6 protein-coding genes are annotated in these 12,021 nt (G+C 44.0%); all 6 read right to left on the reverse strand.

Annotated elements, in window-relative coordinates; translation table 11 throughout:
- Positions 1 to 6: 6 nt before the first annotated feature.
- Positions 7 to 2,133, reverse strand: coding sequence for an NPCBM/NEW2 domain-containing protein (locus AB1S55_RS18110; protein WP_370979598.1), 2,127 nt, complete (start codon positions 2,131 to 2,133; stop codon positions 7 to 9).
- A gap of 134 nt (positions 2,134 to 2,267) precedes the next feature.
- Positions 2,268 to 3,818: a glycogen synthase gene (locus AB1S55_RS18115; RefSeq protein WP_370979599.1), complete on the reverse strand. Its 1,551-nt coding sequence runs from the start codon at positions 3,816 to 3,818 to the stop codon at positions 2,268 to 2,270.
- 78 nt (positions 3,819 to 3,896) lie between these two features.
- Positions 3,897 to 5,162 carry a glucose-1-phosphate adenylyltransferase gene (glgC, locus tag AB1S55_RS18120; RefSeq protein ID WP_370979600.1) on the reverse strand — a complete coding sequence of 422 codons (1,266 nt, stop codon included), beginning with the start codon at positions 5,160 to 5,162 and terminating at the stop codon, positions 3,897 to 3,899.
- Between the two features lie 18 nt (positions 5,163 to 5,180).
- Positions 5,181 to 7,676 (reverse strand): glycogen/starch/alpha-glucan phosphorylase, encoded by a 2,496-nt coding sequence (locus tag AB1S55_RS18125; protein WP_370979601.1) that lies wholly within the window; start codon positions 7,674 to 7,676, stop codon positions 5,181 to 5,183.
- 26 nt (positions 7,677 to 7,702) lie between these two features.
- Positions 7,703 to 9,811, reverse strand: coding sequence for a glycogen debranching protein GlgX (gene glgX, locus AB1S55_RS18130; protein ID WP_370979602.1), 2,109 nt, complete (start codon positions 9,809 to 9,811; stop codon positions 7,703 to 7,705).
- Complete coding sequence (gene glgB / locus AB1S55_RS18135; RefSeq protein ID WP_370979603.1) at positions 9,811 to 12,012, reverse strand: 1,4-alpha-glucan branching protein GlgB; 2,202 nt, start codon at positions 12,010 to 12,012, stop codon at positions 9,811 to 9,813. Before glgB ends, glgX begins: the two co-directional genes overlap by 1 nt.
- Positions 12,013 to 12,021 lie beyond the last annotated feature (9 nt).

Raw genomic sequence — 12,021 nt, forward strand, 5'->3', positions numbered from 1 at the left:
CTCTGTCTAACGCACAATTACTTCTTTATCCGCATCAACCGCGTTCAATTCAGGCGCTTCAGTATCAAGTGTTATGATTGGATTTACCCAGTTCGCGTGATCACTATTGGGTGAACCGACCGACAGCACTTTAAGCTCGAGCATATTGGTACCACTCACATCCAAATCTGCGCTGACCGCAGCGCCTGAGCCCGATATTCTCTGCGAGCGCCATATCTCTTTGTTATCTGCTCGCACAACAAACACCACCGCACCGGCTTTGCCAACCTCATCATCAATACCGGCGATAAAACTAAAACGCTGAGCTTGATCCGGTAATTTATAACGTATAACAGAATTAGAATGGGTACCTAAACCGTCCCCGTAGCGCTGTCCATCAAGGCTTAAAAAATTACCATCATAACTTCGATCGACATGTAGTTTACCGTGATCTTGACGACTATAGAGAGGCTCAAGCTTGCTTAAAAGAAGCTGCTCTTTATCTAGGGTGAGCGTGTCTGGTCGCCCTCCAAAGGTAAGGTAATAAGCCATAAATAAAAGCATTAGCGGCATTGCCACTAATGCAAGCTTTGGCGATTTGATAAGCCTGCTTAGCCCCATCACAACGACGTTGTTTAAACGCCCCTGGCTCATATGATCTACAAAGGCATAAGCAAAAGTTAGGCTTGTCATTAAAGCCAATGATGGAAATATATTTAAGCTGTGATGACGCAAAATAATATCGATATTTAAGTACGCTATCAGCGTAAGCATAATGGCGTAAAAATAGTGAGTTCGAGCTAAACCGACATAAGCAAGAGCGATAATCACGCTAGGCATGATATAGCGCTCGTGCATAGCTGGTAGTAAGGTAAAAAAGCCCAAAGCACAGAGCATCGCTACCCGCAGGATATAAACTTGAAAATCACGCTCAAAACCTAGGTGCTTCTGCTTGATTAAATCAAAAAGACCATGTACAAAAATTACACAGCAAAACAACGCAAACGACAACATCCCCACATGCTTAACACTCAAGACATTACGCAAGGTCGGATCTTGAATCGACTGCAGTATTGGATCTGAATCTGCCCCCATATTGCCAAACAACAATAGCGGCAAATTTGCAGCATTTAGTGAACCGTAAGGATATTGCCCCAAGGTATTGATATACGCATGCTCAAAGGCACTTTTAAACTCTCCAACCAGAATAAAAGGAGCAAAACCGAGTAAAAAGACAGGGATCGCTAGTAAACAACCGATGATATGCACTTTCGGTCTTGTGAAGAATAAAATTGCAAATACAGGAGCAAAACAAATCATCTGGAACTTAGTTAACAACGCTAAACAATATAAGGGTACAGCTGCTACAGCCCAACGCTTATCCATCCCTAAGAGAATGGATATCAGCGCTATTGTTGTAGGGAAGACATCAACCTGCCCCCATATAGGCCCATCCAATAACAATGCTGGGTTAAATACCGTAAATAGTAATACCGAGTGGAATTGAACCTTAGAACTTTTTTCATGATTTAAAAGTTTATAAACAACAGAAATTAACACGCAATGCGAAAGAGCAATCGGAAGCTGGGCAAAGAACTTTAACTGTAAATTTGTTGCAATAAACGACTCTGTGGCAAGGTAAAACTTAGAAACCAGCCACAGCCAGTGAATATAAATAGGGGGGTAGTCTCCATGAAACGCCTTATAACCTCCCCCGGCCAACTGTTTGGTCCAGTTTGACCAAAAGGTCATGTCGCTTAGATGTCCCGATAAAAATAAAGCCAATAGATTAAACAACAGCGCCGCTACAAGATATATCTTCAGCCACTGTGAGCGAGCGATAAGGCCCTCGTCTTTCATCACTCGTGAGCGCATTAATGCAGCCTCACTGGCACTAATAACACTTGGCGTAATTTGAGGGATATTCACTGCAGTATCAAAATAAGGCGCATCATCACGTGTGATATCTTTAACTTCGGCAGACTCACCGGCTAGGTCACTAACAGAATCGGCTTGCTCACTTGGGTTTTGCTTATCACTTCTTGCCTCTACGCCAAACTCCTGCTCATTGGACAAAAGCGTTTGAGAAGCAGAAGGGCTATTAGTTTCAAGACCTAATTCAGAGCTAGTCTCTGTGCTATCTTTGGAATCCATTTTATTATTATCGCAACTGGAATGGCTAAACCACTAATTATACCAACAAGACAACGCAGACCAAGCTTAGAAATAAAAAGAGCAGAGAAAACATGAGCCAACTCCCAGACTCATGCTTTGGACTTAATGCCAAGTTAGTTATATAACTTAGCTTTGTATTCAGAAATGACACTATCCCAACTAAAACGCACCGCTTCGGCGTTTTGGGCAATTTTTTCAAAGGCCGTTTTATCGTTTTTAAACAACGCCAAACTGTCTTTAAAGCAATTCAGCATGGCCTCAGCTTGGCTATGCTCATCGTGTCCCTCAAAGCAAAAGCCGGTTTCCAGATGGGCTACCGTGTCTTTTAAGCCACCAACGCGATTGACCAAACAAGGCTGGCCGGCACGCATAGCCAATAACTGACTGATCCCACAGGGCTCAAATGAGCTGGGCATTAAGAATAAGTCACCTTGGCTATAAAGCTGATCCGCAAGTGCAGGTGAGAAACCATTTAAGAACACAAAGTTCTCATGCTCTGCACTTATCTGTACCAGCTGCTGCTCAAGTTGCGTATCACCACTACCGACCATCAATAACAAGGCGTCATTACCTGCGTGTTTGAGCATCGCTGATAATACCGTTTCACCCGTGCTTGTACTTGCACACAACAAACGCATTTTTTGTTCAGTCACACGACCAACAGAACTTAAGATCATTTTAGCTTTGCGAGAGGCGGCCCAAGACGCTAAGCGTTTTTCGGCTAGCCAGTGCGCCGTTTTTAACGATGCCTCTTTCGCCGCCCAACTAAGTAGAGTTGCTTGCGCCAACTTTACAAATGAGACTTTAGCGAGTGGTTTTACTTTTTTGACTGCATTGTAATCACAGCCGTTCAAGATACCAAATAAAGCACCTTGTTCTGCTCGCATCTGTAAATCTGCTTCTAAACCTTCGCCACCATAAATACCCGCAGCATGGTTCGAAGCTTGCTGAATTTCCTCAGCGTAGGTCGGCGAAACGGTATGAACTTTATCTGCAATGACAATACCTGCACGCATTGGGTTAATACAGTGCGGATAATCTGGGTCTGCAATACCACGAGGATCGAGTACTAGCTGGGGGAACCACTGCTCAAATGAAGACTCGTGTCCACGAAACGGCCTAACACCTTGCATCGCCAAATTGTGAATACTGTACACCGTACGTATAGAGTTTAAGTTGGCAAACTGTGGTGCCAAGCGCATTAGTATCAATAAAAACGCGGCGTGCCAATCGTGGGCATGAATAATATCAGGACGCTCAATTACCCCCTGCTCTAAGGCTTCGGCAATGGCCATACAGAAAAAAGCAAATTTAGTCGCATCTGTAGCAAAAGGAGCATCGGCACCGTCATGGCAATACACTGTCTCCCCTTGAGGAGAAAAGCGTGTGTGGTGAACAATCCAAGCATCCACACCGCTATGCTGATAGCGGTAAAAAAGAACACGGTGAGACGCACCTGCAAAATCAACCTTGATTTCACCGGCCACTTTAGCTTGAGGTAAACGTGAGAGCATACCGTAAGAGGGAATAATGGTTTGTACAGAGTAGCCTTGTTCAACTAAAGCTTTGGGAAGATCACGAATAACATCACCAACACCACCAACCTTAGCACCTGGAAGCGCATCGTTTTCAGCCGCGACCATGAGTATTTTTTTATTTTCCATTACTGCTTATTAAACCTTATATAACAGTGCTTTTTGCAGATATTAAAGGGAGACTCAAAGACAAGCCTCCCTCAGCACTTAGAAAGCTTCTTGCTGACCAAGCATTTTACGTGTGACGAGCACAACGCCTTTTTTACTTACACGGAAGCCACGAGCTTGATCGTGCTCGTGATCATAACCAATAACCGTATTCTCGGGAATTTTACAACCGGCATCAATAATAGCCTTACGGACTTTTGCCCCTCGGCCAATTTCTACTTCTGGCAGTACCACGCTTTCTTCGACTTCGGCATAAGAGTTCACACGAACATCAGAAAATAACAAAGACTTACGTACGGTTCCGCCACTAATAATACAACCACCACTAACCATAGAATCAACTGCTGAACCGCGACGTTCATCGTCATCAAAAACAAATTTCGCAGGTGGCAATTGTTTCTGAAAGGTCCAAATAGGCCAATCATGATTATAAAGGTTTAAAGCCGGACTCGGCTCCACTAACTCCATATTTGCTTGCCAGAAGCTATCCAAGGTACCGACATCACGCCAGTACGACTGTTCGCCCGTATCGTGATCACGGAAACGATAAGCGCAGACCTTTTGGTTGTCGATGATTTTAGGAATGATATTTTTACCAAAATCATGTTCACTGTCGTCTTCAGACGCGTCTTCTCTTAGCTGATTAAATAAGAAGTCGGCATTAAAAATATAGTTACCCATCGACGCTAAGGTGTGGCCGGGCTTATCGGCAAGCTCAGTTGGGTGAGCTGGCTTTTCATCAAAACGAACAATACGGTTATCACCATCGACCGTCATCACCCCAAATTCACCTGCAGCCTCCTCGATAGGAACTTCTATGCAGCTAACCGTTAGATCTGCGCCACTCTCTACATGAGCAGCCAACATCGAACCATAATCCATTTGATAAACATGATCACCACTTAAAACAATCACGTATTTAGGGCTTTGCTCCGCCAGAATATCCATATTTTGGTAAATAGCATCGGCAGTGCCTTGATACCAGTTTGGTGAATAGCGCTGCGATGCAGGAAGTATTTCAACATACTCCCCCAGTTCTTTCTTAAAGTGACTCCAACCCGCTTGAATATGTCGAATAAGGGAGTGCGCTTTATATTGAGTGAGGATGCCAACACGGCGAATACCTGAGTTCACGCAGTTTGATAATGGAAAGTCGATAATACGAAACTTCCCACCAAAGTGCAGAGCCGGCTTGGCACGCCAATCCGTCAACTCATGCAGACGACTGCCTCGCCCACCAGCGAGAATAACCGCAACAGTGTCACGCGTCAGACGACTTACATAGCGTGAATTAGGATCTAACATAGTTCTACTCCATTGGTTTTATAGAAGCTTCCAGATATCTTGCGCGTACTCCCGAATCGTGCGATCACTGGAAAACTTTCCGCTAGTAGCGGTATTTAATATGCTGCTCTGGGTCCACAGCTCTTTATTTTTATAAGCCGATGCTGCTCGGTTTTGAGCATCGACATACGATCTAAAATCAGCGGCAACCATCCACGGATCATGTGGATTAAGTACGGAGTCAATTAAGGGCTGAAATATACCCTCTTCGAACATACTAAAGTGCCCACATTGCAACAAGCCCATCACGCGAGCAAGATCAGGGTCTGACTCAACAATATGTTCAGGTTTGTGTGATATTCGATGCTGAACAATTTCATCTTCTTTTAAGCCAAACAAGAAGAAATGCTCTTCACCAACAGCATCAAGGATCTCAATATTCGCGCCATCGTAAGTACCAATGGTTAAAGCGCCATTCATCATAAACTTCATATTGCCCGTACCTGAAGCTTCCTTACCGGCGGTACTAATCTGCTCACTGAGATCAGCAGCAGGGCAAATGACTTCCATTGCACTGACATTGTAGTTGGGTAAAAAAGCCAAGCGCAGGCGCTCACTAACACGTTCATCACTGTTGATTACTTCTGCAACATTGTTAATTAACTTAATCAATAATTTAGCAAGAAAATAACCTGGAGCGGCTTTACCACCAATAAGCACACAGCGAGGTACAACCTGATCGGCCTCACCCCGGGTAATCTTATCGTACAGGTGTATAACGTGTAGAACGTTTAGTAACTGACGTTTGTATTCATGAATACGCTTAACCTGAACATCGAAAATAAAATTTGGGTCAAACTCAACGCCACATTTATCTTGAACCAATTGAGAGAGGCGCTGCTTATTATAATGCTTTACTGCAGCCCATTTTTTCTGAAAAGCGCTATCACTTACATAGCTTTTTAATTGCGACAATTGCTCTAATTCACAGATCCACTCAGTGCCAATTTTCTCATCAATTAAGGATTTTAAATCAGGATTACAATGAGCCAACCAGCGGCGCGGAGTCACTCCGTTAGTTTTATTATTAAACTTATTAGGCCACAAGGCGTAAAAATCTTTAAACAAACCACGAGTTAATAAATCAGAATGTAAAGCCGCAACACCATTAACCGAGAAACTACCAACAATACCTAGATACGCCATACGCACATGTGGTTCATGGCCTTCTTCAATAATGGACATTCGTCGCTGACGCTCAACATCGCCAGGCCAGCAATGTGCAACTTCAACAAGAAAACGCGCATTAATCTCATAAATGATATCAAGCAGACGAGGCAGTAACTCACCTAATAAACGCACAGACCAACGCTCTAACGCTTCTGGTAACAAGGTGTGATTGGTATAAGCCATGGTACTTGTAGTGATCGACCAAGCCTTTTCCCAATTTAAACCCTGCTCATCGACTAATAAGCGCATAAGTTCAGCAACAGCCAAAGTAGGATGGGTATCGTTTAATTGAAAACAGTGAAACTCAGCAAAGCGGTCAAAATTAGGACCAAACTTTAAGGTCCAGTCTTGAATGACATCCTGCAAGCTAGCTGATGCTAAAAAGTACTGCTGCCTTAAACGTAACTCTTTGCCATTTTCACTGGCATCATTAGGGTAAAGCACCATGGTAATTTGCTCAGCAAGGTTTTTCTGAGCAACGGCATCAGCATAATCACCATCGTTAAAATCTTTTAAATTAAATTCATCTGTCGCAGATGCCTTCCATAAGCGTAGTGTATTCACCACACCATTTTTATAACCAGGAATAGGCATATCAAAAGGCACGGCTAAGACATCATGCGTATCGACCCAGCGGACACACATGCGCCCAGCATCATTACTGTAATGCTCTGAACGACCATAGAATTTAACTTTACATGTTCGATCTGGCTGCTCGATCTCCCAGGGATTACCTGCCATCAACCAGTGGTCAGGGTTTTCTACTTGACGTCCTTCTCGAATACTTTGGTGGAACATACCGTATTCATAGCGAATTCCATAACCGCGCACGGGTAATCCTAGATTGGCACAGCTATCCATAAAACAAGCCGCTAAACGGCCTAGACCACCATTACCGAGGCCAGCATCACGCTCTTCCTCTTCGAGTTCTTCATAATTCAGGCCCAGCTGTTTTAATGCCTCCGCAGTCGGCCCTTCTAAGCCCATATTTAAAATTGCATTATTCATGCTGCGCCCAAGTAAAAACTCAAGCGACAAATAAAAACCACGCTTGTTTTCATAAGAGCGTTCGGCTAAACGTGTTTTTTGCCAATTTTTCATTAACTGATCACGGACTGTAAGCTCTAAGGCCTTACCCCACTCATGCGCGGTACTGCGATCATCGAATCGGCCCAAACTGTAAAGCAGGTGACGCCGTATTCCATCAAGCACCTCACTATCTGCCCCACTAGCTATTTGAGCATCCACATTAACCTCTTTACTAGGTTTGCTCTCTTTTTCTCGACTTACTGCTTTCACTGTCATAGCTGTGCTCACTCCTAGAGTTCTCGCTAAACAAATACTGCCTTAAGTAATTGCACGGATCGTGCCGCCATAGGGCTAGCCTGCCCTACAGATAAATAATCTTGTTTTGCATCGCCATTTTCATTTTGGGTATCGAGCAAACACTGCCACTGCTCAACACCGTCAGCTTCGGGTAGCCTGAAATCTAGAGCCTCACTGTGAGCATTAAAAGCCAACAAAAGTATATTACGCTTACCATCAAGGCTGCTTTCTAGCATCCAGCCGATTTGATTGTGGCCTTGGTGCCAATCGTCATGCGCCATCGCATTACCAAAGCAATTAACCCAATGCGAGCACTGACCTTCAACCGACATATCTTTAGGCTTATGCAGATATTTTTCAGAGCGAAGTAACTGCAGCTCCGATCTCAAAGCGATACAACGCGCGGTAAATGCTTTTAATGTTTTGGCTTTATCATCGAGCTCTGGCCAAGCAAACCAATTTATTTCGTTATCTTGGCAGTAGGCGTTGTTATTACCACCTTGACTGCGGCCAAGCTCATCACCACCAAGTAGCATGGGTGTGCCTTGGCTAAACATAAGCGTTGCAATAAAGTTGCGCTGTTGACGCCGACGCACGCACTCAATTTGGGCGTCGTCACTTGGACCTTCAACACCGTAGTTATCACTGAAGTTAGCGTGATGACCATCACGGTTATTTTCTTTATTTGCTAAATTATTACGCTCTCGATAGCTAACAAGATCACGCAAGGAAAAACCATCGTGACTGCAAATAAAGTTCAAACTTGCGCGAGGGCCTCGTGCTGCGTACTCAAACAGATCTGAAGAACCATGTATGCGCTTAGCAAACTCGGGCAGAACTCCCGGTTCGTTAAGCCAAAAGCGCCGGCAAATATCGCGATATTTGTCATTCCACTCTGACCATTGTGAAGGGAAAGCGCCAAGCTGATAACCACCCGGACCGATATCCCAAGGCTCTGCTATAAACTTCGTATCTGAGAGCTGAGGATCTTGAGAAACCGCTTGGAAAAATGCCGCTGATTGACTAAAGCCACTTTCATTTCGCCCAAGAATACTTGCCAAATCAAAGCGAAAACCATCTACCCCCATTTCAATTGCCCAATACCTAAGGCTATCGAGCACCAATTGCATTACTCGAGGGTGCTCAACCCTTACCGTATTGCCGCAACCTGTATCGTTAACATAATAGCGTTCATTACCACTCTCTAAGCGATAATAACTGCGATTATCAATGCCTCTAAAGCTGAGCAAGGGCCCAAATTGATTCGATTCGGCAGTGTGGTTATAGACCACATCCATGATGACTTCGAGCCCAGCTTCGTGCAAAGCTTTAACCATAAGTTTAAATTCTTCACGCTTACCGCTACTTAGGTAGTCTCGGTGAACACAGAAAAAATTTAAGGTGTTATAACCCCAGTAATTACTCAAACCCTGCTGAACTAAAAACTCTTCATCGATAAAACTGTGGACCGGCAACAACTCAACGGCGGTCACACCTAAAGATTTAAGATAATTAATACTTTCGGGGTGGGCTAAACCGGCAAAGCTTCCACGAATATTCGCAGGCACATCAAGGTTTAACTGGCTAAAGCCGCGAACATGGCATTCATAAATAACCGTATCAGACCACGGTATTTTAGGCTTGGCAGCTTCAATTGCAGCGATCTCGTCTACGCTACTTAACTCACAAACAATGCCTTTAGGCATCATCGCAGAGCTGTCACTGTCGCTGATACTTAAATCTTTTTGTGGGCTTTTACTATCGTAAGGAAAGAGGTTCTTATCCCAACAAAAATCCCTATCAAGCTCTTTAGCATAAGGATCAATTAGCAATTTATTGCGATTAAAACGCAGGCCTTGCTCAGGTAAATAAGGCCCATCTACTCGGTAGCCATATTTAACCCCCGCTTTTAGGCCTTGCACATAAACGTGCCAGCAGTGGTTTTCACCTTTACTAAGCTGAATACTTTGTATTTGCTGCTGACCAATATCATCAAACAAACAAAGCTCTACACCCTTAGCGTGCTCACTGAATAAAGAAAAGTTAACCCCCTCTTCATCCGGCGTGGCCCCCAAGGGCCATGCTTTACCCGGTAGGCAGCCATAATCACTCATTAGTCAGCCTCGTACTCAAATATAACCGTAGCCAGAGGAGGAACAGTGACAACAATACTTCTCTCGCGCCCCTGCCAGCTTTGCTCAATACTTTCTACCACACCAGCATTGCCCATATTAGAGCCACCGTAAATATCGGCATCGGTATTTAATTTTTCACGATAATTACCCGCAAGATCCACACCCACACGATAATCTTCACGTGGCACGGGCGTCATATTGGTAATTACCACTTGCGAACCATTGCCTTTGATTGATTTTCTTAAAAAGGCAAACACACTGTTGTGCCTATCATCAGCTTCAACCCACTCAAAACCTTCTGGCTCACAGTCGTTGTCATAAAGAGCTGGTGAAGCGACATATAAGTGGTTTAAATCACGAATTAAATTCTGAACACCTTGATGCTCTTTTAAATCAAGTTGATGCCAACACAAGCTGCCGTCATGATCCCACTCTGGGCCCTGACCAAACTCACAGCCCATAAACATGAGTTTTTTTCCTGGATGCGTCCACATAAAAGCGTAATAGGCACGTAAATTAGCGAACTTCTGCCAACCGTCACCGGGCATCCTATCTAAAATAGAACCCTTACCGTGCACAACCTCATCATGACTTAGAGGTAATACAAAATTTTCACTAAAAGCATAAAGTAAAGAGAAGGTCATGTTGTGATGATGGAATTTACGGTGAATAGGTTCCTTGCTCATGTACTCAAGGCTGTCATTCATCCAGCCCATATTCCATTTAAAACCAAAGCCTAAACCACCGGCATAAATAGGTTTACTCACACCCGGCCACGCCGTACTTTCTTCAGCAACCATCATGGTATCGGGGAAATTCTTATACACGCGCTCATTAGTGTTTTTTAAGAAATCAATCGCTTCTAAATTCTCTCTACCGCCAAAACGATTAGCAACCCACTCACCATCTTCTCGACTGTAATCGAGATAGAGCATCGACGCGACTGCATCCACCCGCAGGCCATCAATATGGTATTTATCAAGCCAGAATAAAGCGTTGCTCATTAAGAAACCTGAGACTTCACTGCGACCGTAATTATAAATATAGGTATTCCAATCAGGATGAAACCCCTGACGATGATCTGCGTGCTCATACAAAGGCGTACCATCAAAACGACCAAGGCCATGAGCGTCCGTTGGGAAGTGGCCTGGCACCCAATCAATCAACACAGCCAATTCACTTTGATGGCACTGATCTACAAAATACTTAAAGTCATCGATACTTCCGTAACGACTGGTTGCAGCAAACAAACCAACGGGTTGATAGCCCCAGCTTCCATCAAACGGGTATTCACTAACAGGCATTAACTGGATGTGGGTAAAACCCATGGCTTTGACATAAGGAATAAGTTGAGCGGCTAATTCACGATAACTAAGATAACGATTACCTTCTTCTGGCACACGCTTCCATGAGCCTAGGTGTACTTCATATACCGAAATAGCACTGTCTATTTTAGTGCGCCAACCTCGCTGATCTTGCCACTGTGCATCACCCCATTCGTAGGCATTCTGATCGACTACAACGGAAGCTTGCTGAGGAGGCTGCTCGGCAGCGAAGCCGTAAGGGTCAGCCTTATGAGGAAGTAAATTACCGTGACTGTCTTTTAATTCAAACTTGTACTTTTCCCCTTCAGTAATTTCGGGAATAAAGATTTCCCAAATACCAGAAGGCACTAATTTACGCATCACGTGGCGGCGACCATCCCACATATTAAAATCGCCTACAACAGAGACTCGCGATGCATTTGGAGCCCAGACAGCAAATCGACATCCATCAACACCATCAACAGTCATTAAATGCGCGCCTAAAAACTCATAGGCTTTTTCATTATTACCTTCAGCAAATAGATAGGTGTCTTGCTCATCAATAAGAGAAGCAAAGCGATAACAGTCTTCTATTAATTGCTCACCCCAGTCACCATAAATCTTCAACAAATATTTATCAGGGTTTTTACCGGGTAGAACACCTTCGTACAAACCGTTTGCATGTAGGCACTCCATAGGCGCTAGCATTTCTAGGCCATCGTAGGTCCAGAGTTCTATGTTTTTAATACCCGGAACGTAAGCGCGAACACAATAACCGCCGTCCTCTAGCTCATGCATTCCTAAAACAGAAAAAACGTCGTTACTGCGTGAATCAATTACTGATTGAATCACTTCATTACTAAGCTGTGCTGCCATGAATCTTGT

The organism is Agaribacterium sp. ZY112, from assembly GCF_041346925.1.
Classification (GTDB): Bacteria; Pseudomonadota; Gammaproteobacteria; order Pseudomonadales; family Cellvibrionaceae; genus Agaribacterium.